Source organism: Streptomyces sp. NPDC045701 (assembly GCF_056432045.1).
This window is the reverse complement of sequence record NZ_JBWKJV010000016.1, coordinates 129829-149708: the sequence shown is the minus strand read 5'-3', so window position 1 is coordinate 149708 and position 19880 is coordinate 129829. Positions and strand designations below refer to the sequence as shown.

Here is a 19880-nt window from a genome sequence, read left to right as displayed (position 1 = left end):
GAACCCCCGCCCCTTCACATGGACGAAGAGCGCCGACGAGATCCTCGAACGCCTGGCCTCATATCTTAATCGAATTCCCGGCGCAGGACACTAGCTGGTGCGGTCGGCACGAGCCCTGCGGCAACGGGCAGACGAGCGAGCAGTGACTCCCCAGGGGCGATTGAGGCCACTGGACTCAGAATGGCCTCACTCCTCTCGGCATCACCATTACGTCGATTGGAGCGGTAGTCGCGCGCTTTCGGCCTCGGCCAAGAGCTCGTCGGGGTGGCAGAGGCCCCGTTCGGTGACCTCCGTGAGGAGGGTGGTGATCACGCCGGCGGTGGGGAGGTGCGGGATCGTGTCCAGGACCGCGCGGGGCAGGGGTGCGCAGGCGAGGCCGTCGACCGGGACGCGGCGGGCTGGGCGGACGGTGGGGCGGACGCGGACGTAGGCGTGACCGCGCGGGGCCGCGCGGTGGGTGACCAGGACGTCGACCCGCGGGGTGGCGGGCAGGGTCGTCACGCCGTACAGGGCCAGGGCGGCCGGGCCGGTGAGGAGGGCGTCGGGGCCCGCGTACAGGAGGGCGCCGCGCAGGCGCTGGCGCGGGGTGGGCGGGGTGGTCCGGAGGGCGATGACCCTGGGCAGGAGGCGGCGCCACGGGCCGGGCGGGCGGCAGTTGGCGGCGGTCACGGAGGGTGCGCAGCCCAGGTCCATCAGCTGGTGGACGGTGGCCACGCCGTCCTGGGCGACGATCAGCGGGTCGGTGGCGAGAAGCTGCGGCGGGACGGGGGTCGGCATGGGCGGTTGGTGCCCGGGCGGGGCGAGCGCGTACCCCTGGGACGGCATGCCGTTACGGGATGGTGGCAGGAAGGCTTCTGCACGCCCCTGATGGTCATCCGTTGTCACCGCGCGGGTCATCTGCGGGCGGGACGGGCGGGCCGGGTGGGACAGGCGGGTCGGGCGGGCCCGGTGGGCTGCGTGGACCGGCCGGGTGGGCCCGGGTGGGATCGAGGGGCTCGGGGTTCACGCGCGCGTGCATGGGTAGCCCCCTGCCTCATGGGGCGGGACCGGTGGGCCGGGTGGGGTGGTCGCCGGTGTCGCCGCCGTGTCCTGGCGGGCGGAGGCGTACGGGTCGAGCACTGTGGCACGGCATGCGCGGACTTCCCCGTGCCCCGACCGACAGGTGGACGCCGACCATGACCCGACGCCTCCTCGCCCCGCCCCGTCCCCGTTTCCGTCCGCTGCGGCGGTTGCTGCCCGGCCTGCTGTGCTCCGTCGCCGCGGCCCTGCTGGTGAGGGGGGTGATCCTGCTTCTCCCCCGCGAGGTGACGGCCTCCGTGCCGAACGGGGCGTCCACCGGCGCGGTGCTGGTGGTGGCCGTCGCCCTCGGCGGCGTCGGGTACGCGCGCACCCGCCGCAACCGGCCCCGGCCCCCGCGTTAGCCTCGGGGCGAGGCAGGAACACCCGTACGGACGGAAGGCAGGACAGCGAGAGATGGCCAGGATTCCGGCAACAGCTGTGGCGGCGAGCGGGCTCGTCGGTGGGTACGCCGTGGCGCGGTGGACGAAGAAGCGGCCCCTGGGCGGGGTCGCGCTGGCGGCGGCGGGAGCCGTGGCCGCTCGGGAGTGGAAGCAGCGCAGTGGCGGCAGGGCGGCGGCGGGGCTGACCGCGGCGTACGTCGCGGCGTTCGCCGGGTCGCATCCGCTGGCCAAGAAGGTGGGGGCGTGGCCGGCGGTGTTCTCGGTGGCCGGGGGCATGGCCGTGGCGTCGTGGGCGGTCGGCCGCAGGAGCCGGTGAGCGGGTGACTCCGCCGTCGTCCGGCTGGCGGGACGGCGTCCGCGCGCGGTGACGGCCGGGGCGGTGACGGCCGGCCGGGGGCGGTGGCGTGCGCGGCGGATTCGCCGAGGAAACGGTTCCCGCGGGTGCGGGCCTGAACGCCCGGGCGGCCGCGTACGTATGGAACAGCACCTCCCCACAGTGGCCGGGCGGGTGACCGGTCGGGCAGGGGCCGGTCACCCGCCCGGTCCGACCCCCTCGGGCAGGCCGACGGGACCGTACGCCGGGAGCGCCGGCCGCCGGGGGCGGGGTGCGGGTCAGCCGCCCAGGGCGTGGGAGACCGTGTAGATCAGCAGGCCCGCCAGCGCGCCGACGACCGTGCCGTTGATGCGGATGAACTGCAGGTCGCGGCCGATGTGGGCCTCGATCTTCCGTGACGTCTGGTCGGCGTCCCAGCTCGCGACCGTGTCGCTGATCAGCGACGTGATCTCGGCGCGGTACGTCGTGACGACGTACACCGCCGCGTCCTCGACCCAGCCCTCCACCTTGGCCTGGAGACGGCTGTCGGTGGCCAGCCGGGTGCCGAGCGAGAGCAGGGACGCGCGGGCGCGGAGGCGGAGCTCGCTGCGCTCGTCCTCCGCCGCCGAGATGATCATGGCGCGTACGGAGGCCCAGGCCGAGGCGATGATGTCCTGGACCTCCGGCCGGGCCACCAGGTCCGACTTCAGGCGCTCCACGCGCGCGCGGGTCTCCGTGTCGCCCTGGAGGTCGGCGGCGAAGTCCGTCAGGAAGCGGTCCAGCGCGCCGCGCGCCGGGTGGGCGGGCATGTCCCGCATCTCGGTGACGAACCGCAGCAGCTCCTTGTGCACACGCTCGCCGACCTTGCGGTCGACGAAGCGGGGCGTCCAGCCGGGGGCGCCGCCCTGCACCGCGTCCATGATCGAGTCGGCGTGCAGGACCAGCCAGTCGTGGGCGCGGGTGCAGACGAGGTCGACGGCCCCGTGGTGCGCCCCGTCGGCGACGACCTTCCCCAGGGTCCTGCCGATCCCGGGGGCGATCTCCGCCGCCTCGGCCCGCCGGGTGACTGCCTCCCCCACCACCGCCTGGACGTCCGCGTCCCGCAGCACGGTCAGCGCGCCGCGCAGCGCCGTGGACAGCTCGGCCGTGACCCGGTCGGCGTGGGCGGGGTCGGCCAGCCAGGCGCCGAGGCGGCCGCCGATGCCGAGGCCGTGGAGCCTGGCCCGTACGACGCCCTCGTTGAGGAAGTTCTCGCCGACGAAGGAGCCCAGCGCGGTGCCCAGCTGGTCCTTCTTGGTCGGGATGATCGCCGTGTGCGGGATGGGCAGCCCCATGGGGCGGCGGAACAGGGCGGTGACCGCGAACCAGTCCGCCAGCGCGCCGACCATGCCCGCCTCGGCGGCCGCGGCCACGTAGCCGGGCCAGCCGGTCACGCCGGAGCTCCGCGCCCAGGTGGCCAGCACGTAGATCAGGGCCACCAGGAGCAGCAGGGCGGTCGCGGTGAGCTTCATCCGGCGCACGCCGCGGCGCTTCTCCTCGTCCGCCGCCGTGTACGAGAAGGCGACCAGCGGGGTCTTCGTTCGGTTCATCCGGCTCCGTCCGCGCGCATGCGTACCTACGTCCCTATCTCAGGTACTCCTCAGCCGCACGGCGAGTTCCCCAAAGCCCCGGAAGGTCACTTCCGGAGCTGTCCGCGGGTGGTCTTCCGCTCCTTGCGCCTGACGTCCACGCCGCCCATCAGCGCGAACCCGGTGATCCGTACGCGGGGCGAGCCGGGCGTGCCCGCGCCCGCGCCCCGGTCGTCGAAGCCGCCCATGAAGCCCTGGCCGGTCACCTCGACGTGCAGGTCGGGCGGGACGACCACCTGGATGCCGCCCATGACGGCGAAGCACCGGATGACGACCTCCCGGTCCTCGAAGTCGGCGTCCCGCAGGTCGATGTCCCCGCCGCCCTGGAGGACGGCCGCCGTGAAGTTCCGCGCGACGCTCCACCTCCCACGCCGCCCGAAGCCGCTCCAGAAGGCGAAGGCGCCCTTGGAGGTGGCGGGCTTGCCGACCCGGCCGTGCCAGCCACCCTCCACGGCCCCGGCGGCGGGGGCCGCCGCCTCCGGCAGATCGCGCACCAGCGGGACCAACTCCCCGTGGGTACGCGCCCGATAGGCGGTGTCGAGGCGCTCCTCGAACTCGCCCATGTCGAGGCGGCCCTCCGCGTAGGCGTTCCGCAGCCGCTCCGCGACGCGCTCCCGCTCGGCGTCCGAGGCCCGCATCTCGGGCAGTTCGCTCGTCATACCAACAGCCTAGTGCGGGGTACGGCCGGAGGCCCGCCGTTCGCAGGCCGGCGCGCGCGGGGGCACCGCCCCGGCAAGCCCCCGGGTGACCGGCACGCGGCGCGCGCCGGGGCCACCGGGCCCCGGTGACCGGCCCCCCGGTGACCCACCCGTCGCGCCCCGGCCGGGGGCCGCCGGCCACCGCGCCGCCCTCACCCGCCGGTCGACCGCTCCGCGTACATCTTGGCGATGACGGTCTCGATGTCCGGCTCCCGCACCGACAGGTCGACCAGCGGGTACTCCGCGGCGATCCGCGCCACCAGCGGTGCCGCCGACCGGGCGGCGGGGAACGCCAGCCACTGGCGCGGCCCGTCGACCTTCACCACCCGGGCGCCGTCCGCCCTGATGGGGGGCAGCTCCCGCTCCAGGTCCACCACGAGCGTCCGCTCGCTCTCGCCCACCTCGTGCAGGCCGCCGAGGGGCCCGTCGTACATCAGGCGTCCGTGGTCGATGACCATCACCCGCTTGCACAGCTGCTCGATGTCTGTCAGGTCGTGCGTGGTGAGCAGCACCGTGGTGCCCCGCTCGGCGTTCAGGTCCCGGAGGAAGTCGCGGACCTTCGCCTTGGAGATGACGTCCAGGCCGATGGTCGGCTCGTCCAGGTAGAGGACCTCCGGGTCGTGCAGCAGCGCCGCCGCGATGTCGCCGCGCATCCGCTGGCCGAGCGACAGCTGACGGACCGGCACCTCCAGCAGTTCGGCGAGGTCGAGCAGCTCGACGCACCGCTCCAGGTTCTCCCGGAAGCGCGCGTCCGGGATGCGGTACATGCGGTGCACCAGGCGGTAGGAGTCGCGCAGCGGCAGATCCCACCAGAGCGTCGTGCGCTGCCCGAACACCACCCCGATGCGCCGGGCCAGCCGGGTCCGGTCCCGGGAGGGGTCGATGCCCGCGACCCTCAGCCGGCCGCCGCTGGGGGTGAGGATGCCCGTGAGCATCTTGATGGTGGTGGACTTCCCCGCGCCGTTGGGCCCGATGTACCCGACCATCTCGCCGCGCGGCACGCGGAAGCTGATGCCGTCGACCGCCCGGACCCGGTGCCTCTCGCGCCGGAAGCGGCCGGCTCTGCGGCGTACGTCGAAGACCTTCTCCACGCCGTCCAGTGCGATGAAATCGCTGTCCAAGAGACCCTCAGCTCCCCGTACTCCGGTACGAACGAATCCCCACCCGCCACGCCAGCCCCGCGACCACCCAGAACACCGCCGCCACCACCGGCGACACGGACGCCGTCCACCCCGGCAGGCCCGCCGGCGCCTCGCGCCCCAGCACGTACAGCGCCGGCACCCAGTTCACGAAGGCGAGCGGCACCACGTACACCACCCCGCGCACCAGGTCCTGCGCGAAGATCACCGGCGGGTACTGGAGCAGGGTGTTCCCGCCGTACGTGAACGCGTTGGCGACCTCCGAGCCGTCCTGCGCCCAGAACTGGAACGCCGCGCCCACCACCATCACCGCCGCGAAGATCAGCCACCCGCTCAGCACCATCACGGGCACCAGCACCACCTTCGCCGGCGTCCACGCCACGTCGAGCAGCACCAGCGACCACACCAGCACCGCCAGTCCCTGGATCACCCGGCCGACCCGCCGCAGCGCGAACCGGTCCGCCGCCACCTGAGCCAGCACCGGGACGGGCCGCACCAGCAGCGTGTCCAGCGTCCCGTCCCGCACCCGGCGCCCCAGCCGCTGCACCTGGCCCAGCGACAGGTCGGCCAGCCCGAAGGCTGTGCCGGTCGTCCCGTACAGGAAGGACACCTCGGCGAACGAGAAGCCGCCCAGCCCGTCCACCCGACCGAACATCAGCAGGATGACGACGAAGTCGAACCCGGTGGCGGTGAAGTTGGACAGCAGTGTCATCGCGAAGGAGAAGCGGTACGTCATCGTCGACCGCACCCACATCGCGGCGATCAGCCCGTACGCGCGCAGCCCCGCGCCCACCTCAGCCACCCTGGACCACCACCCGACGGGTCGCCACGGCCTGGAGCACGCGCCCCGCCGCCAGCAGCACCACCGCCCAGCCGGCCTGGAAGGCGTACGTCCCCACCAGCTCCCACCCCGTCCGCTTCTCCAGGAACACGTCCGCCGGGACCTGGAGCAGCGACGCCCACGGCAGCAGCCGCGCCACCTCGCCCAGCGCACCGGGGAAGACGGTCAGCGGCAACAGCATGCCGGAGAAGAACGTCCCCGAAAGCCACACCACCTGCACCACCCCGGCCCCGTCCATCAGCCAGAACGCGCTCAGCGCCACCAGGAACCAGACGGCGAAGCTCACCACCACGCCCAGCGCCACCGACACCAGGAACGCGACCCAGGTCAGCGGGTGTTCGGGCAGGGCGAGGTCGAAGGCGAGCGCCCCGATCGCCATGGGCACCACCCCGCGCCCCAGCAGCTGGAAGGCGGACCCGCCCAGGGCGACCGACAGCCACCACAGCTGGAGGTCGGCCGGGCGGTAGAGGTCTACGGCGATGTCCCCCGTCCTGACGCGCTCCATCAGCTCGTCCTCGAACCCGCCGCCCATGAGCCCGCAGGTCGCGAGCAGCGCCTGGCCGATCCACACATAGGCGAGCGCCTCGGCCATGTCGTAGCCGCCGAGACGGGGCCGCTCGTCCCACAGGGCCATGTAGGTGTACGCCAGGATGAAGCCGAAGACGGTGTTGGTGAACACCCCGGCGGCGGTGGCCACCCGGTACGTCGCATAGCGCCGGAACCCACCCGCCGCCACGGCCGCGTACAACCGCATGTCCGCGCTCCCTCCCACACCCGGCACGACCGAAGCCGAGGAGCCTAGCCCGCCCGCGTCCGTGCCCGCGAGCGGTTTTCGGCTGCCGTTGCCGGGGTTGGCCGGGTCGGCCGTGCACTATGAGGGGACTGTGCAAAACGCCCTATAAGCGACGAAACAGGCCGGAGATCATGAGCGACGAGCCACCGCAGCCAGGCTGGGAGCCCCGCGACCCGACCGACGCCGGGCCGCCCCGAGAAGCCCCCGCCCCTGCCGACCGCCCCGACCGGACCACCGGGTCCGACCGGACCACCGGAGCCGACCGACCCGCCAGAACCGGGACCGACCGACCCGCCGGGGCCGCCACCGCGACCGACGGACCCGACCGGCCCGGCCGAACCACCACCGCCGGCGCCACCGCCGTCACCGCCACCGCCGGCATCCGCATCGGCACCACGACCGGGATTGGGGCCGGGACCGGGACCGGGAAGAGGAAGCGCACCGGGCTCCGGCGGTTGCTCCCGACCTGGCGGATGGTCCTCGGCGCCTTCCTCCTCGCCGCCCTGCTGCTGATCGGCGGCTTCTTCGCCGGCTACCACTTCGTCGCCATCCCGCCGGCCAACGCCGCCGCCACGGCCCAGTCCAACGTGTTCCTGTACGAGGACGGCACCCCGCTCGCCCAGAAGGGTGACGTCAACCGCGAGAACGTACGACTCTCGCAGGTCCCCGCCACCGTCCAGCACGCCGTACTCGCCGCGGAGGACCGGGACTTCTACTCCCAGCCCGGCGTCGACCCCGAGGCGATGCTCCGGGCCGCCTGGAACACCCTCACCGGGAAGGGCACCCAGGGCGGCTCCACGATCACCCAGCAGTACGTCAAGAACTACTACCTGGGCCAGGAGCAGACCCTCGTCCGGAAGGCGAAGGAGTTCTTCATCTCGATCAAGCTCGACCGGGAGAAGGCCAAGGACGACATCTTCCAGGGGTACCTCAACACCAGCTTCTACGGCCGCAACGCCTACGGGATCCAGGCCGCCGCCCGCGCCTACTACGGCAGGGACGCCCAGGACCTGACCACCGCCCAGGGCGCCTACCTCGCCGTCCTGCTCAACGCCCCCAGCGCGTACGACGTCGACGGCCGCCCCGAGAACCGCGCCAAGGCGCTGCGGCGCTGGAACTACGTCCTGGACGCCATGGTCACGGAGAAGTGGCTCAGCCCCGCCGCCCGCGCCGCCACCACCTTCCCCGAACCCGAGGACCTGACGGCCACCACCGGCCTGTCCGGCCAGCGCGGCTACATCGTCCAGGCGGTCGAGGACTACCTCACCGACCACGACGTCATCGACGCCAAGACCCTCGCCCAGGGCGGCTTCCGCATCACCACGACCCTCCAGCAGGACAAGCAGGAGTCCCTCGCCGGCGCCGTCGACCAGCAGGTCATCTCACGGCTCGACGACGGCAACGAGACGGACCGGTACGTACGGGTCGGCGGCGTGTCCATCGACCCGGCCACCAGCAAGGTCGTCGCCATGTACGGCGGCGTCGACTACACCCGCCAGTTCGTCAACAACGCGACCCGCCGCGACTACCAGGTCGGCTCCACCTTCAAGCCGTTCGTGCTCGCCGCCGCCGTCGACAACGCCTCCGTCACCCAGGACGGCGAACGCATCACACCCCACACCCGCTACGACGGCACCAACAAACGCCGGGTACAGGGCTGGACCGGCAGCCCGTACGCCCCGGCCAACGAGGACGACGTCGACTACGGCCCCATCACCCTGCGTACCGCCACCGACAAGTCCGTCAACGCCGTGTACGCGCAACTGGCCGTCGACGTGGGCCCGGCGAAGGTGGAGCAGACCGCCATCGACCTGGGCCTGCCCGCCGACACGCCCGACCTGAACCCCTCCCCGTCCATCGCGCTCGGCCCCGCCACCGCGAGCGTGCTCGACATGGCCGAGGCGTACGCCACCCTCGCGAACCACGGCAAGCACGGCACGTACGCGCTGGTCGAGAGGATCGAGAAAAACGGCACCGCGCTGCCCCTGCCCACCGCCAAGAGCCGGCAGGTGATCAGCAGGGAGGCGGCCGACACGACGACGGCCGTGCTGCGCGGCGTCATCGAGGGCGGCACCGGCACCGCCGCGCAGGCCGCCGGCCGGCCGGCCGCCGGCAAGACCGGGACGGCGGAGGACGACAAGGCGGCCTGGTTCGCCGGCTACACCCCGGACCTGGCGACCGTCATCACCGTGATGGGGCAGGACCCGGACACCGGGGCGCAGAAACCCCTGTACGGGGCGCTGGGACTGGAACGCATGAACGGCGGCGGGGCGCCCGCGGAGATCTGGGGCGAGTACACGCGGGCGGCGCTGCGGGGCAGCCAGGTCCGCGACTTCGACCTGGTGCTCGCGCGGGGCACGCGGGAGGAGCTGGAGCAGCCGGACCCCTCGGACTCGGGCGACCCCGAGGACCCGGACGGCTGGGACCCGGAGGGCGTGGGGGCGGGCCGGGACCGCGGTGACGGCTCCGACGGGTACGACGGCTTCCGCGGCCCCGGCACACCGGGCGGGGCCCAGGAGCCGTCCGGTACGCAAGGGTCGGGCGGTACCGGTGGGCAGACGGAGCCGGGCGCACCGGGTTCCGGCCGCCCCGGCGCGCCGGGCGGAGCGCCGGACGGCGCCCAGGGCCCCGGCGCGGACGGCGCCGGCGCGGGCCCCGTGCCGGGCATGCCCGCCGGACCGCCCGGCGGACGGGCACCGGCCGGGCCGCCCCGGTAGCCGCCGCGCCCCACGGGTCGTGAGCCCGGCGTGATCCGCCGGAACGACCCAGGGGGTGCCTTGCCGATCTCGCCGGGCTCGCGGCGTGATCGACAAGACACCCCCTAGTGGCCCGAGGTCGCCTTCAGACCCACCACCGCGACCAGCAGCAGGCAGACGAAGAAGATCCGCGCGGCGGTCACCGGCTCGCCCAGCACCACCATGCCCACCACCGCCGCACCCGCCGCGCCGATCCCGACCCACACGCCGTACGCGGTGCCGATCGGCAGGGTCTTCGCGGCCTGCGACAGCAGGACCATGCTGGCGACGATCCCGGCACCGGTGAGCAGGCTGGGCCACAGCCGCGTGAAGCCGTCCGTGAACTTCATCCCAATCGACCAGCCCACTTCCAGCAGACCGGCGACGATCAACAGGACCCAGGCCATGACGGCACCTCCGGCACGCGACGACGTACGAACAAAGGGTGCGTCGTCTTTGCCTGACCCGGTACGGCGCGTCTCGTCGGGGCCCTCCACGCTAGCAAAGCGCCTGCGCAAAGGCCTGGTGACGTCCGCCACCAGGCCTTTTGCGCACGCGTACGAAACCGGAAACCGAAAACCGAGAATCGAAGCCGGAGCCAGGAGCCGGAGCGGGCTCGGAACCGAAGCCCGAGCCGCCCTACAGGTACAGCCCCGTCGAGTCCTCCGACCCGCCGAACCGGTCCGCCGCGACCGCGTGCAGGTCGCGTTCCCTCATCAGTACGTACGCCACGCCCCGCACCTCGACCTCGGCACGGTCCTCGGGGTCGAACAGCACCCGGTCACCGGTCTCCACGGTCCGCACGTTCTGGCCGACCGCGACCACCTCGGCCCAGGCGAGCCGGCGGCCGACGGCGGCGGTCGCCGGAATCAGGATGCCGCCGCCCGAACGCCTCTCGCCCTCGGGTGTGTCGGTGCGGACCAGCACCCGGTCGTGCAGCATCCGGATGGGCAGCTTGTCGTGGGTGTTCTCGCTCACGCCACGAACCTACCTGCCCCACCGCCCCCCGCACGCCGGAGGGTCACGACTCGTGTCAGCGCCTGCGCTTCCGGACGCCCATGGCGAGCAGCCCCACCACGCCGACGGCGAGCAGGACCACTGGTACCACCCGCTCCAGGCGCGGCTCGCCGTCCTCCGAGACGAACCGTCCCTTCACGTCCGTCACGACGCGGTTCACGGTGACGAAGGCGCGCCCGGCGGTCTGGTCGACCGTCGACGTCACCTTGGCCTTCGCGTCCCCGATGATCGTCTTCGGGTGCACGCGCACGCCGATCTCGTCGAGAGTGACGGCGAGCTGCTCGCGTCGGCGGACGATGTCCGCCTCGATCTGCGCAGGGGTCCTGGCTTCCGACACCGCGCTGCCTCCGTAGGTCCGTCCAAATCCGTGGTGGACAGTCTGTCAGCTCAGCGGCCCGGTGACCGTCGCAGACCCCCATTAGGCTCTGAACGCGTACGACCATCCCCCTCCCGAGGAGCCAGGAAGCCATGAGCGAGCGACTGCAGCCCGGCGACACCGCCCCCGCCTTCACCCTGCCCGACGCGGACGGCAAGGACGTCTCGCTCGAGGACTACCGGGGCCGCAAGGTCATCGTCTACTTCTACCCGGCCGCCCTGACCCCCGGCTGCACCAAGCAGGCGTGCGACTTCACCGACAACCTCGACGTGCTGGCCGACGCCGGTTACGACGTGATCGGCGTGTCGCCGGACAAGCCGGAGAAGCTGGCGAAGTTCCGCGAGAAGGAAAACCTGAAGGTCACGCTGGTCGGCGACCCGTCCAAGGAGACGCTGACCGCGTACGGCGCCTTCGGCGAGAAGAAGCTGTACGGCAAGACGGTGACGGGCGTGATCCGTTCCACCGTCGTCGTGGACGAGGAGGGCAAGGTCGAGCGGGCGCTGTACAACGTGAAGGCGACCGGCCACGTGGCGAAGATCATCAAGGACCTCGGCATCTAACCGCCCCTCCGGCGCCCCGGTGGGCCAGCGCCTCGGCGGGCCGCCGGACCCGGACGCCCCGGCGGGTCCACCGGGTCCGGCCGGGTGCAGCGGACCGCCGTGTCCCGCGGACCGCCAGGTCCGGCAGGCCCTCGTTCTGTGACCCAGGTCGCACTCGTACGGGACTTCGGTTTGCGGCCGCTATCCACGAGCAGGTGTTGCCCCTGGATTGATCCACAGTCCGGGAAAGGAACCTGCCCATGGCGGCCACGACCGATCCAGCGGCGGTCAGACGCCACCGCACCCTGTTCCGCACCGCCCAGCAGCGGAAGAAGCCGAAGCTGAGGCGGTCCGACATCACCGTCACCGACCCGGCGGCGGTCAAGCGGGCCGTCAAGGCCGCCTCGCTCGGCAACGCCATGGAGTGGTTCGACTTCGGCATCTACAGCTACCTGGCCGTCACCATCGGCCATGTCTTCTTCCCGTCCGGGAACGACACGGTGCAGCTGCTGTCCTCCTTCGCGACCTTCGCCGTCGCCTTCCTGATCCGACCGCTGGGCGGAATGGTCTTCGGCCCGATGGGCGACCGCGTCGGCCGCAAGAAGGTCCTCGCCCTCACGATGATCATGATGGCGGTCGGGACGTTCGCCATCGGCCTGATCCCCTCGTACGCCACCATCGGCTTCTGGGCCCCGGTCCTGCTGATCCTCTTCCGGCTAGTGCAGGGCTTCTCGACGGGCGGCGAGTACGGGGGCGCGTCGACCTTCATCGCCGAGTACGCCCCGGACAAGAGGCGCGGCTTCTTCGGCAGTTTCCTGGAGTTCGGCACGCTGGCCGGGTACGTGGGCGCCGCGGGCCTGGTGACGGTGCTGACCGCCGTCCTGGGCGACGCGTCCATGGAGGCCTGGGGCTGGCGCATCCCGTTCCTGGTGGCGGGCCCGCTGGGCCTGGTCGGGCTCTACCTGCGGCTGAAGCTCGACGAGACGCCAGCCTTCCAGAAGCTGGAGGCGGAGAACGCGTCCGCCTCCGAGGCGGCCGACCCGGTGGAGACCTCGGCGAAGGGCGACCTCGCCACGATCTTCCGCCAGTACTGGCCGACGCTGCTGCTGTGCGTCGCGCTCGTCGGCGCGTACAACATCACCGACTACATGCTGCTGTCGTACATGCCCACGTACCTCTCGGACGAGCTCGGCTACAGCGCGACGCACGGACTGCTGATCCTGCTGGCCGTGATGGTCTTCCTGATGCTGATCATCAGTCAGGTCGGACGGCTGAGCGACCGGTTCGGCCGCAAGCCGCTGCTGATGACGGGCATGCTGGGCTTCCTGTTCCTGTCGGCCCCGGCGTTCTGGCTGATCGGCCTGGGCGGCGTCCTCGCCGTCTCGGCGGGCATGCTGATGCTCGGCCTGTCGCTGGTGTGCCTGCTGGGCACGATGTCGGCGGCGCTCCCGGCGCTGTTCCCGACCCATGTGCGGTACGGCTCGCTGTCCGTGGGCTACAACCTCTCCGCCTCCCTCTTCGGCGGCACCACGCCCCTGGTCATCACCGCGCTGATCAGCGTCACCGGCAGCACCCTGATGCCCGCGTACTACGCGATGGCGGCTGCCCTGGTGGGCGTGATCGCGGTGGCCTGCATGAAGGAGACGGCCCGTCAGCCCCTCGAAGGCTCACCGCCGTCGGTCTGCACCAAGGAGGAGGCCGCGGAACTGGTCCGCTCCCGCGCCCCGGAGCCGCGTTTCTGACGCCGGCAGCACACCCCGAACCGGTTGTCGGACGTAACTGTCCGATAACCGGTTCGTTACTCCGTACGAGGTCGCGAACACGCGACCGGGTGCGAAAGGGGTCACGATGCCGGTCAGATACACGTATGAGCTGCTCGTCGAGGCGGCGCGGGAGACCGACAACTGGGACGATGCGGTCCGCCGGTGCGGCGGCACCCCTACACCGGGCAGCCGACGCTACATGCGCCGGAAAATGGCGGAGGCGGGGGTGGACACGTCACACTTCCCCGCCCAGTGGGCGCGCCATACCGAGGAGCGCCTGCGGGAAGCGGTCGCCGCCTCCACGAGCCTCAAGGATGTGGTCCTGCGTGTGGGCCTCAGCCCGGTGGGCGGCAACGTGGCGCACATCGGCCGCCGGATCGCCGCGCTGGGCATCGACACGTCACACTTCCGACTCCGCCCGCCCCGGCGAAGCGACGGACCTCAGGGCTCACCGCTGACCTTGCGGTCACCGGAGCACGGCCGAGTACCGGGCCGACGACTGCGGCGCGAGCTGCTGCGCGGCGGGGTGCCCGAGACATGCGCGATGTGCGGGACCGGGCCGCATTGGAACGGCGCGCCCCTGCGGCTCGAAGTCGACCACATCGACGGGAACTGGTGGGACAACCGCCCGGAGAACCTGCGGTTGCTGTGCCCGAACTGCCACGCGGTGACGGACACGTTTCGCGGCCGGAGGCGGAGGGCGGCGGCATGAGCGGACCTGGGCACGCCGGGAGGGAGCCCGACCGACCCGGCATCGACGCCTCGCACCGCACCGGGCGAAACGGCGACGCCCTGTTCCCGCGCGAGCAATTCGTCCGCGCGGTCGCCGGGTCGTACAGCCTCGCCGGCGTCCTGCGCGGCATGGGCTGCTCCAACAGCGGCTCCGCGCGGGCGCGGGCGAAGCGAAGCATCGAGGCGTACGGGGTGTCGACGGCCCACTTCGTCGGTCAGGGCCACCAAGGCGGCCCGTCCCCCACTCGTCAGCCGGCGGAGGAGATCCTCCGACGCGGCGATCCCGGTTCGAGCCGGACCAAGACGGTGCGGCTGCGTCGCGCCCTCGACGACCTCGGCGTACCGCGTCTCTGCCGGGCGTGCGGCACCGGAGACGTCTGGCAGGGCAGACCGCTCGTTCTGGAGATCGACCACATCAACGGCGACCGGGCGGACAACCGCTTGGAGAACCTGAGGTACCTGTGCCCGTCCTGCCACAGCCAGACGGGGACGCATTCCCAGCGCTCTCGATCCACGGCCGTACCAACGGCCCAGTAGAGTATGGCGCGGTGCATGCGCCCGTACGCCAAGGGCTGAGCGGCGATCTTTAGGTGGTCGTGTTTGTCGGTTCGAATCCGACCGGGCGCACCACGGTCGACGGCCCGGCTCGCGCGTTCGCGAGCCGGGCCGTCGGCGTCGTGCGTCGCGCCTTCAGGCCAGCAGCTCCCGCACGACCGGGACGAGGGCGCGGAAGGCGTGGCCGCGGTGGCTGATGGCGTTCTTCTCGGCGGCCGTCAGTTCGGCGCACGTGCGGGTCTCGCCGTCCGGCTGGAGGATCGGGTCGTAGCCGAAGCCGCCGGTGCCGGCCGGGGTGCGGCGCAGGGTGCCGCTGAGGCGGCCTTCCACCACGCGTTCGGTGCCGTCGGGAAGGGCCAGGGCGGCGGCGCAGGCGAAGTGGGCGCCTCGGTGGGGGGTGTCGATGTCGGCGAGCTGGGCGAGGAGGAGGTCCAGGTTGGCCTTGTCGTCGCCGTGCCGGCCCGCCCAGCGGGCCGAGAAGATGCCGGGTGCGCCGCCGAGGACGTCGACGCAGAGGCCGGAGTCGTCGGCAATGGCGGGCAGGCCGGTGGCCCTGGCGAGGGTGTGCGCCTTGAGGAGGGCGTTCTCGGCGAAGGTGACGCCGGTTTCCTTGACGTCGGGGATGTCGGGGTAGGCGTCCGCGCCGACGAGTTCGTGGTCGAGGCCCGCGTCGGCGAGGATCGCGTGCAGTTCGGTGATCTTCCCGGCGTTGCGGGTGGCGAGGATCAGGCGGGTCATGCTCCCAGTATCTACGGGGTGCAGACCTTGCCGATCTCGGTGGCGGCGTCCGTGACGGGCGTGATGTCGGGGGTGGCGTCGCCGTTGCGTACGGCGGTGCGGACGGATTCGACGCCCTTGCCGAGGTCGTCGACGGCTTTGGACAGGTCGGCGTTGTCCGTCTTGTCCTTGAGGCCGTCGAGTTCCTTGTCGATCTCGTCGAGGGACTCGTTCAGCCGGGTGGGGTCGCCGGTGGCGGTGGAGACGGCCCGGCTGAGCCGGTCGACGCTGGTGGCGATGGCGTCGGCGGCCTGGACGCAGTCCATGGCCTTGTCGAGCGCGCCGCAGCCGGCCGCTCCGGTCAGGGCGAGTAGTGCGGTGGCGGCGGCGAGTGCGGCGGTACGGCGTCGGCGCATGGAACGGGTCCTCCTTGGAGGCTGCGGACGGGCGTACGGTTCGGCCCGTACGCCCGCACTCGTAGGGACGCCGCCGGGGGCGTCCGCGGTTGCTAGAGGGTGATGCCGAGGGCCTCGCGCTGGAGGGCGGCGAGGTCGGCGCAGCCTCCGGTGGCGAGGTCCAGGAGGGCGTTGAGCTCCTTGCGGTCGAAGGGTTCGGCCTCGGCGGTGCCCTGGACCTCGACGAAGCGGCCGTCGCCGGTGCAGACGACGTTCATGTCGGTCTCGGCGCGGACGTCTTCCTCGTAGCAGAGGTCGAGCAGCGGGGTGCCGTCGACGATGCCGACGGAGACGGCGGCGACGGTGCCGGTGAGGGGCTTGCGGCCGGCTTTGACGAGCTTCTTGCCCTGGGCCCAGGCGACGGCGTCGGCGAGGGCGACGTAGGCGCCGGTGATGGCTGCGGTGCGGGTGCCGCCGTCGGCCTGGAGGACGTCGCAGTCGAGGACGATGGTGTTCTCGCCGAGGGCCTTGTAGTCGATGACGGCGCGGAGGGACCGGCCGATGAGCCGGCTGATCTCGTGGGTGCGGCCGCCGATCCGGCCGCGTACGGACTCGCGGTCGCCGCGGGTGTTGGTGGAGCGCGGCAGCATCGAGTACTCGGCGGTGACCCAGCCTTCGCCGCTGCCCTTGCGCCAGCGGGGGACGCCTTCGGTGACGGATGCGGTGCAGAAGACCTTGGTGTCGCCGAAGGAGATGAGGACGGAGCCCTCGGCGTGCTTGCTCCATCCGCGTTCGATGGTGACCGGGCGGAGCTGTTCGGGGGTGCGGCCGTCGATTCGAGACATGGGACGAGCCTAGTGGGCGATGTGCGAGGGGCCCGTTCCGGTATCGGAACGGGCCCCTCACGGGTGAGTGGTCAGCTCACATCATGTCTTCGATCTCGGCGGCGATCGGGTCGGCGTCGGTGCCGATGACGACCTGGATCGCGGAGCCCATCTTGACGACGCCGTGGGCGCCGGCGGCCTTGAGCGCGGCCTCGTCGACCAGGGCGGGGTCGGCGACCTCGGTACGCAGGCGGGTGATGCAGCCTTCGACCTCTTCGATGTTGTCGATGCCGCCGAGCCCGGCGACGATCTTCTCAGCCTTGCTGGCCATGTCTTTCTCCCTGCGTCAAAGGGCCGTTTCGGAGCACTGAGCGTCGCTCGGCCCACCTAGGTCTTTCGTCACGGTAACGCACGGTTGGCCCATCTTCGCGGGCGCATTACCCGGTTGTACCGAAGGATGACGATCACCAGCGCCTACGATATCGCAACTGGTCTACACCAGTCTTCAGGAGGACGCCGATGAGCTCCGAGAGCGCGGCCGCGTCGAAGCCCGCACCCCGGCAGAAGCGGTGGGCCGGTCTCTTCCAGGGGCTTCAGAAGATGGGTCGCAGTCTCCAGCTGCCCATCGCCGTCCTGCCGGCGGCGGGCATCCTGAACCGGCTGGGCCAGTCCGACGTCTTCGGCGCCGACGGGCTGGGCTGGAACGACGTCGCCAAGGTGATGGCGGGTGCGGGCGGTGCCCTCCTCGACGCGGACCTGGGCCTGCCGCTGCTGTTCTGCGTCGGTGTGGCGATCGGCATGGCGAAGAAGGCGGACGGCTCCACCGCGCTCGCGGCGGTGACGGGGTTCCTGGTCTACCGGGGCGTGCTGCGGGCCTTCCCCAAGGACTGCCCGCCGGGCACCAGGGACGTCAACGGCGGCTGCCTGGGCGCGGACGACGCCTTCGTGTCGTACACGTACCAGAATCCGGGTGTCTTCGGCGGCATCGTGATGGGCCTGCTCACGGCGTACGTCTGGCAGCGGTTCCACCGCACGAAGCTGGTCGACTGGCTGGGTTTCTTCAACGGCCGCAGGCTGGTGCCGATCCTGATGTCGTTCCTCGCGATCGCGTTCGCGGTGGTGTGCCTGTTCGTGTGGCCCCCGGTCGGCGACGCGCTGGAGAGCTTCAGCGACTGGCTGGTGGGGCTGGGCTCGTGGGGCGCCGGAATCTTCGGGGTGGCCAACCGGGCGTTGCTGGTCATCGGCCTGCACCAGTTCCTGAACGTGCCCGTCTGGTTCCAGTTCGGCTCGTACACCAAGCCGGACGGGACGGTGGTGCACGGCGACATCAGCATGTTCCTCGCGGGGGACCCGAACGCGGGGCAGTTCACCACCGGCTTCTTCCCGATCATGATGTTCGCGCTGCCGGCCGCCGCGCTCGCCATCACGCACTGCGCGAAGCCGCACCGGCGCAAGGAGGTCGGCGGCCTGATGCTCTCGGTCGCCCTCACCTCGTTCGTCACGGGCATCACCGAGCCGATCGAGTACTCCTTCCTGTTCGTCGCGCCGGTGCTGTACGCCCTGCACGCCGTGCTGACCGGTGTTTCCATGGCGGTCACCTGGGCGTTCGGGGTCAAGGACGGCTTCAGTTTCTCGGCGGGCCTGATCGATTATGTGATCAACTGGGGGCTGGCGACGAAGCCGTGGCTGATCATTCCGATCGGGCTCGCCTTCGCGGTGGTCTATTACGCGGTCTTCCGCTTCGCGATCACGAAATTCGACCTGAAGACACCCGGCCGTGAGCCCGAGGAGACGGAGACGGACGTCACCAAGCCGTAAGCCGCCGCTCCGGCCGCGTGCGACCGCGTCGCCCGGCGCGGGGCCGCCGGACGGAACCGAGGGGACCCCGGTCACGGGGTCCCCTCGCCGTTATCAAATCGCAAGTTCCTTATCTAACCCTCACCGTGCTACAACAGGTCTACACCAGTTAAAGGTGTAGACCACGCGGTGTCGCGCCGCGTTTTCCGAGACGCTGCCGTCCCCCTTGCCATGTCCCCGGGCGGCGCCTTGCCCACTGGAGGAAGCATGAGTACGGACACCGCCTCGGTGGCGCCGAGCAAGAAGTGGAGCTCGGGCCTGCTCCAGGGCTTGCAGAAGGTCGGCCGCAGTCTGCAGCTGCCGATCGCCGTGCTGCCCGCGGCAGGTCTGCTGCTCCGTCTCGGCCAGCCGGATGTGTTCGGCAAGGACGGACTGGGCTGGGACAAGGTCGCCTCCGTCTTCGCCACCGCCGGCGGCGCCGTCTTCGACAACCTGCCGATGCTCTTCTGCATCGGCGTGGCGATCGGGTTCGCCAAGAAGGCCGACGGCTCCACGGCCCTGGCCGCGCTGGTCGGCTTCCTCGTGTACAGCAATGTCCTCAAGGCCTTCCCGGTCGCCGAGGCGGTCGTCAAGGCGGGCGAGGACACCCCTGCGAAGTACAACAACCCCGGTGTCCTGGGCGGCATCATCATGGGCCTGCTGGCCGCGGTGCTGTGGCAGAAGTTCCACCGCACCAAGCTGGTCGACTGGCTCGGCTTCTTCAACGGCCGCCGGCTCGTCCCGATCATCATGGCCTTCGTCGGCACTCTCGTGGGTGTGGTCTTCGGTCTGGTCTGGGAGCCGATCGGCAACGGCATCAGCTCGTTCGGCGAGTGGATGACGGGTCTCGGTGCGGCGGGCGCCGGTCTGTTCGGCCTGATCAACCGCGCACTGATCCCGGTGGGCATGCACCAGTTCGTGAACACCGTCTCCTGGTTCCAGATCGGTGACTTCACCAACGCCGCCGGCGAGGTGGTCCACGGAGACCTGAACCGCTTCTTCGCGGGCGACCCGAGCGCCGGCATCTTCATGTCCGGCTTTTTCCCGATCATGATGTTCGGCCTCCCGGCCGCGGCTCTCGCCATCGCGCACTCGGCCCGGCCGGAGCGCCGCAAGGCCGTGACCGGCATGATGGTCTCGCTGGCCCTGACCTCGTTCGTCACCGGCGTCACGGAGCCGATCGAGTTCTCCTTCATGTTCATCGCACCGCTCCTGTACGCCATCCACGCGGTCCTGACCGCCATCTCGATGGCCGTCACCTGGGCTCTGGGCGTCCACGCCGGCTTCACCTTCTCCGCCGGCCTGATCGACTACGCCCTCGGCTGGAACCTCGCGACGAAGCCCTGGATGATCGTGCCCATCGGCCTGGTGTTCGCGGCGATCTACTACGCGCTCTTCCGGTTCGCCATCACGAAGTTCGACCTCCCCACCCCGGGCCGGGAGCCCGAGGAGGAGATCGAGGACCTCACCAAGGCGTGAGGCATCGCCCCCCACGGGAAGGGCCCCGGAACCGTATGGT

General features: G+C 71.5%; 22 protein-coding genes, 1 tRNA gene and 1 riboswitch. Of the genes, 10 read left to right on the top strand and 13 right to left on the bottom strand.

Annotated elements, in window-relative coordinates; translation table 11 throughout:
• Nucleotides 1–207: 207 nt before the first annotated feature.
• Entirely contained in the window at nucleotides 208–777 is a 570-nt protein-coding gene (locus AC07DW_RS19195) for a hypothetical protein (RefSeq protein ID WP_478858832.1), read from the bottom strand.
• A gap of 398 nt (nucleotides 778–1175) precedes the next feature.
• Here AC07DW_RS19195 and AC07DW_RS19190 point away from each other — a divergent pair, with 398 nt between their 5' ends.
• Entirely contained in the window at nucleotides 1176–1421 is a 246-nt protein-coding gene (locus tag AC07DW_RS19190) for a hypothetical protein (protein WP_478858831.1), read from the top strand.
• Between the two features lie 52 nt (nucleotides 1422–1473).
• Entirely contained in the window at nucleotides 1474–1776 is a 303-nt protein-coding gene (locus tag AC07DW_RS19185) for a hypothetical protein (RefSeq protein WP_478858830.1), read from the top strand.
• Between the two features lie 296 nt (nucleotides 1777–2072).
• Here the strand turns inward: AC07DW_RS19185 and AC07DW_RS19180 are convergent, their stop codons facing one another.
• The 5 genes from AC07DW_RS19180 to AC07DW_RS19160 form a co-directional block, all read right to left on the bottom strand.
• Nucleotides 2073–3362 (bottom strand): DUF445 domain-containing protein, encoded by a 1290-nt coding sequence (locus AC07DW_RS19180; RefSeq protein ID WP_478858829.1) that lies wholly within the window; start codon nucleotides 3360–3362, stop codon nucleotides 2073–2075.
• A gap of 86 nt (nucleotides 3363–3448) precedes the next feature.
• Nucleotides 3449–4060: a DUF1707 SHOCT-like domain-containing protein gene (locus AC07DW_RS19175; protein ID WP_478858828.1), complete on the bottom strand. Its 612-nt coding sequence runs from the start codon at nucleotides 4058–4060 to the stop codon at nucleotides 3449–3451.
• A gap of 191 nt (nucleotides 4061–4251) precedes the next feature.
• The gene (locus AC07DW_RS19170) at nucleotides 4252–5220 is read right to left on the bottom strand and encodes an ABC transporter ATP-binding protein (protein WP_478858827.1); all 969 of its coding nucleotides are present in this window, start codon (nucleotides 5218–5220) and stop codon (nucleotides 4252–4254) included.
• Nucleotides 5221–5227: 7 nt separating this feature from the next.
• Nucleotides 5228–5992 carry an ABC transporter permease gene (locus AC07DW_RS19165; protein WP_478858836.1) on the bottom strand — a complete coding sequence of 255 codons (765 nt, stop codon included), beginning with the start codon at nucleotides 5990–5992 and terminating at the stop codon, nucleotides 5228–5230.
• Between the two features lie 40 nt (nucleotides 5993–6032).
• Nucleotides 6033–6833, bottom strand: coding sequence for an ABC transporter permease (locus AC07DW_RS19160; protein ID WP_478858826.1), 801 nt, complete (start codon nucleotides 6831–6833; stop codon nucleotides 6033–6035).
• A gap of 170 nt (nucleotides 6834–7003) precedes the next feature.
• Between AC07DW_RS19160 and AC07DW_RS19155 the strand changes: the two genes are divergently transcribed.
• On the top strand, nucleotides 7004–9589 hold the full coding sequence (locus tag AC07DW_RS19155; protein ID WP_478858825.1) for a transglycosylase domain-containing protein: 2586 nt from the start codon (nucleotides 7004–7006) through the stop codon (nucleotides 9587–9589).
• A gap of 104 nt (nucleotides 9590–9693) precedes the next feature.
• On the opposite strand, the gene AC07DW_RS19150 is transcribed toward AC07DW_RS19155, so the two are convergent.
• From AC07DW_RS19150 to AC07DW_RS19140, 3 genes are all read right to left on the bottom strand, one after another.
• Nucleotides 9694–10014: a DMT family transporter gene (locus tag AC07DW_RS19150; RefSeq protein WP_344356171.1), complete on the bottom strand. Its 321-nt coding sequence runs from the start codon at nucleotides 10012–10014 to the stop codon at nucleotides 9694–9696.
• Nucleotides 10015–10051: 37 nt separating this feature from the next.
• A riboswitch (guanidine-III (ykkC-III) riboswitch) is annotated at nucleotides 10052–10119 on the bottom strand.
• A 127-nt stretch (nucleotides 10120–10246) separates the two neighbouring features.
• Entirely contained in the window at nucleotides 10247–10585 is a 339-nt protein-coding gene (locus tag AC07DW_RS19145; RefSeq protein ID WP_478858824.1) for a GroES family chaperonin, read from the bottom strand.
• Between the two features lie 55 nt (nucleotides 10586–10640).
• A complete protein-coding gene (locus AC07DW_RS19140; protein ID WP_478858823.1) occupies nucleotides 10641–10961 on the bottom strand; it encodes a DUF3618 domain-containing protein in 321 nt (106 codons plus the stop codon).
• A gap of 131 nt (nucleotides 10962–11092) precedes the next feature.
• On the opposite strand from AC07DW_RS19140, the gene bcp reads away from it, so the two are divergent.
• The 5 genes from bcp to AC07DW_RS19115 all read left to right on the top strand — a co-directional run bounded on the left by bcp (nucleotide 11093) and on the right by AC07DW_RS19115 (nucleotide 14664).
• Nucleotides 11093–11560, top strand: coding sequence for a thioredoxin-dependent thiol peroxidase (bcp, locus tag AC07DW_RS19135; protein ID WP_478858822.1), 468 nt, complete (start codon nucleotides 11093–11095; stop codon nucleotides 11558–11560).
• 239 nt (nucleotides 11561–11799) lie between these two features.
• The gene (proP, locus tag AC07DW_RS19130) at nucleotides 11800–13281 is read left to right on the top strand and encodes a glycine betaine/L-proline transporter ProP (RefSeq protein ID WP_478858821.1); all 1482 of its coding nucleotides are present in this window, start codon (nucleotides 11800–11802) and stop codon (nucleotides 13279–13281) included.
• 106 nt (nucleotides 13282–13387) lie between these two features.
• Entirely contained in the window at nucleotides 13388–14014 is a 627-nt protein-coding gene (locus tag AC07DW_RS19125; RefSeq protein ID WP_478858820.1) for an HNH endonuclease signature motif containing protein, read from the top strand.
• Nucleotides 14011–14571 (top strand): HNH endonuclease signature motif containing protein, encoded by a 561-nt coding sequence (locus AC07DW_RS19120; protein WP_478858819.1) that lies wholly within the window; start codon nucleotides 14011–14013, stop codon nucleotides 14569–14571. The genes AC07DW_RS19125 and AC07DW_RS19120 overlap by 4 nt, the downstream gene beginning before the upstream one ends.
• 17 nt (nucleotides 14572–14588) lie before the next feature.
• A tRNA-Leu gene (locus AC07DW_RS19115) sits at nucleotides 14589–14664 on the top strand.
• A 60-nt stretch (nucleotides 14665–14724) separates the two neighbouring features.
• On the opposite strand, the gene rdgB is transcribed toward AC07DW_RS19115, so the two are convergent.
• The 4 genes from rdgB to AC07DW_RS19095 form a co-directional block, all read right to left on the bottom strand.
• Nucleotides 14725–15327 (bottom strand): RdgB/HAM1 family non-canonical purine NTP pyrophosphatase, encoded by a 603-nt coding sequence (gene rdgB / locus AC07DW_RS19110; protein ID WP_478858818.1) that lies wholly within the window; start codon nucleotides 15325–15327, stop codon nucleotides 14725–14727.
• An 11-nt stretch (nucleotides 15328–15338) separates the two neighbouring features.
• Entirely contained in the window at nucleotides 15339–15722 is a 384-nt protein-coding gene (locus AC07DW_RS19105) for a hypothetical protein (protein WP_478858817.1), read from the bottom strand.
• Between the two features lie 92 nt (nucleotides 15723–15814).
• Nucleotides 15815–16546, bottom strand: coding sequence for a ribonuclease PH (rph, locus tag AC07DW_RS19100; protein ID WP_478858816.1), 732 nt, complete (start codon nucleotides 16544–16546; stop codon nucleotides 15815–15817).
• A gap of 76 nt (nucleotides 16547–16622) precedes the next feature.
• Nucleotides 16623–16856, bottom strand: a complete 234-nt coding sequence (locus AC07DW_RS19095) for a PTS sugar transporter subunit IIB (RefSeq protein ID WP_031076305.1) — start codon at nucleotides 16854–16856, stop codon at nucleotides 16623–16625.
• 188 nt (nucleotides 16857–17044) lie between these two features.
• Here AC07DW_RS19095 and AC07DW_RS19090 point away from each other — a divergent pair, with 188 nt between their 5' ends.
• Together AC07DW_RS19090 and AC07DW_RS19085 are read left to right on the top strand one after the other, a co-directional pair.
• Nucleotides 17045–18343, top strand: coding sequence for a PTS transporter subunit EIIC (locus tag AC07DW_RS19090; protein ID WP_478858815.1), 1299 nt, complete (start codon nucleotides 17045–17047; stop codon nucleotides 18341–18343).
• Nucleotides 18344–18589: 246 nt separating this feature from the next.
• Nucleotides 18590–19840 (top strand): PTS transporter subunit EIIC, encoded by a 1251-nt coding sequence (locus tag AC07DW_RS19085; RefSeq protein WP_478858814.1) that lies wholly within the window; start codon nucleotides 18590–18592, stop codon nucleotides 19838–19840.
• Nucleotides 19841–19880 lie beyond the last annotated feature (40 nt).

What these genes read in the sequence shown, in the direction of transcription:
- AC07DW_RS19195 (WP_478858832.1), bottom strand. Translation starts at nt 777, where the DNA reads ATGCCGACCCCCGTCCCGCCGCAGCTTCTCGCCACCGACCCGCTGATC.
- AC07DW_RS19190 (WP_478858831.1), top strand. Translation starts at nt 1,176, where the DNA reads ATGACCCGACGCCTCCTCGCCCCGCCCCGTCCCCGTTTCCGTCCGCTG.
- AC07DW_RS19185 (WP_478858830.1), top strand. Translation starts at nt 1,474, where the DNA reads ATGGCCAGGATTCCGGCAACAGCTGTGGCGGCGAGCGGGCTCGTCGGT.
- AC07DW_RS19180 (WP_478858829.1), bottom strand. Translation starts at nt 3,362, where the DNA reads ATGAACCGAACGAAGACCCCGCTGGTCGCCTTCTCGTACACGGCGGCG.
- AC07DW_RS19175 (WP_478858828.1), bottom strand. Translation starts at nt 4,060, where the DNA reads ATGACGAGCGAACTGCCCGAGATGCGGGCCTCGGACGCCGAGCGGGAG.
- AC07DW_RS19165 (WP_478858836.1), bottom strand. Translation starts at nt 5,992, where the DNA reads ATGTGGGTGCGGTCGACGATGACGTACCGCTTCTCCTTCGCGATGACA.
- AC07DW_RS19160 (WP_478858826.1), bottom strand. Translation starts at nt 6,833, where the DNA reads ATGCGGTTGTACGCGGCCGTGGCGGCGGGTGGGTTCCGGCGCTATGCG.
- AC07DW_RS19155 (WP_478858825.1), top strand. Translation starts at nt 7,004, where the DNA reads ATGAGCGACGAGCCACCGCAGCCAGGCTGGGAGCCCCGCGACCCGACC.
- AC07DW_RS19150 (WP_344356171.1), bottom strand. Translation starts at nt 10,014, where the DNA reads ATGGCCTGGGTCCTGTTGATCGTCGCCGGTCTGCTGGAAGTGGGCTGG.
- bcp (WP_478858822.1), top strand. Translation starts at nt 11,093, where the DNA reads ATGAGCGAGCGACTGCAGCCCGGCGACACCGCCCCCGCCTTCACCCTG.
- proP (WP_478858821.1), top strand. Translation starts at nt 11,800, where the DNA reads ATGGCGGCCACGACCGATCCAGCGGCGGTCAGACGCCACCGCACCCTG.
- AC07DW_RS19125 (WP_478858820.1), top strand. Translation starts at nt 13,388, where the DNA reads ATGCCGGTCAGATACACGTATGAGCTGCTCGTCGAGGCGGCGCGGGAG.
- AC07DW_RS19120 (WP_478858819.1), top strand. Translation starts at nt 14,011, where the DNA reads ATGAGCGGACCTGGGCACGCCGGGAGGGAGCCCGACCGACCCGGCATC.
- rdgB (WP_478858818.1), bottom strand. Translation starts at nt 15,327, where the DNA reads ATGACCCGCCTGATCCTCGCCACCCGCAACGCCGGGAAGATCACCGAA.
- AC07DW_RS19105 (WP_478858817.1), bottom strand. Translation starts at nt 15,722, where the DNA reads ATGCGCCGACGCCGTACCGCCGCACTCGCCGCCGCCACCGCACTACTC.
- rph (WP_478858816.1), bottom strand. Translation starts at nt 16,546, where the DNA reads ATGTCTCGAATCGACGGCCGCACCCCCGAACAGCTCCGCCCGGTCACC.
- AC07DW_RS19095 (WP_031076305.1), bottom strand. Translation starts at nt 16,856, where the DNA reads ATGGCCAGCAAGGCTGAGAAGATCGTCGCCGGGCTCGGCGGCATCGAC.
- AC07DW_RS19090 (WP_478858815.1), top strand. Translation starts at nt 17,045, where the DNA reads ATGAGCTCCGAGAGCGCGGCCGCGTCGAAGCCCGCACCCCGGCAGAAG.
- AC07DW_RS19085 (WP_478858814.1), top strand. Translation starts at nt 18,590, where the DNA reads ATGAGTACGGACACCGCCTCGGTGGCGCCGAGCAAGAAGTGGAGCTCG.